This is a genomic window from Streptomyces sp. 1-11 (assembly GCF_007176755.1).
GTDB lineage: Bacteria > Actinomycetota > Actinomycetes > Streptomycetales > Streptomycetaceae > Streptomyces.
The window spans coordinates 1-1386 of record NZ_BJTV01000040.1; the positions used below are offsets into that span (position 1 = coordinate 1).

1 protein-coding gene is annotated in these 1386 nt (G+C 68.6%); it reads left to right on the forward strand.

The genetic code is table 11. The features are described 5' to 3' along the window. On the forward strand, nucleotides 1–1386 hold a 1386-nt coding region (gene pgi / locus TNCT1_RS35425; protein WP_143640444.1), incomplete at both ends, for a glucose-6-phosphate isomerase.

A 1386-nucleotide genomic window follows, 5' to 3' on the forward strand; every position in this document is an offset into this window, starting at 1 on the left:
CTGCGGGACGCCATGTTCCGTGGTGAGCGGATCAACGTCACCGAGGACCGGGCGGTGCTGCACACCGCGCTGCGGGCCGCGCCGGACGCGGTGGTCGAGGTGGACGGGGAGAACGTCGTGCCCCGGGTGCACGCCGTGCTGGACAAGATGGCCGACTTCGCCGGGCGGGTCCGCTCGGGCGAGTGGACCGGCCACACCGGCAGGCGGATCCGCAACGTCGTCAACATCGGCATCGGCGGCTCCGACCTCGGTCCCGCGATGGCCTACGAGGCGTTGCGCGCCTTCACCGACCGCGATCTCACCGTCCGGTTCGTGTCCAACGTGGACGGCGCCGACCTGCACGAGGCGACGCGTGACCTGGATCCGGCGGAGACCTTGTTCATCGTCGCGTCGAAGACGTTCACCACGATCGAGACGATCACCAACGCGACGTCGGCGCGGTCCTGGCTGCTGGACGCCCTCGGCGACGAGAAGGCCGTCGCCCGGCACTTCGTGGCGCTGTCCACGAACGCGGAGAAGGTCACCGGTTTCGGTATCGACCCGGACAACATGTTCGAGTTCTGGGACTGGGTCGGTGGGCGCTACTCGTTCGACTCGGCGATCGGCCTGTCGCTGATGATCGCCGTCGGCCCGGACCGGTTCCGGGAGATGCTCGACGGTTTCCGCATCGTCGACGAGCACTTCCGTACCGCTCCGGCCGAGTCCAACGCCCCGCTGCTGATGGGTCTTCTGGGTATCTGGTACGGCAACTTCCATGACGCGCAGTCGCATGCGGTGCTGCCCTACAGCCACTACCTGTCGAGGTTCACCGCCTATCTGCAGCAGCTGGACATGGAGTCCAACGGCAAGTCGGTGCAGCGGGACGGCGAGCCGGTGGCGTGGCAGACCGGGCCGGTGGTGTGGGGGACGCCCGGCACCAACGGGCAGCACGCCTACTACCAGTTGATCCACCAGGGCACCAAGCTGATCCCGGCGGACTTCATCGGCTTCGCCCGTCCCGTCGGCGAGATCAGCGGTGAACTCGCGGGCCAGCACGACCTGCTGATGGCGAACTTCTTCGCGCAGACGCAGGCCCTGGCCTTCGGCAGGACCGCCGAGGAGGTCCGCGCCGAGGGCGTGCCGGACGAACTGGTCCCGCACAAGACCTTCCACGGCGACCGGCCCACGACCACCATCCTCGCCCCCGAGCTGACCCCGTCCGTGCTCGGCCAGCTGATCGCGCTCTACGAGCACAAGGTGTTCGTGCAGGGCGCGGTGTGGAACATCGACTCCTTCGACCAGTGGGGCGTGGAACTCGGCAAGGTCCTCGCCAAGCGCATCGAACCCGCCCTGACCGAGGGCGCCGAGGTCCCCGGCCTCGACCCCTCCACCACAGCCCTCGTCGCC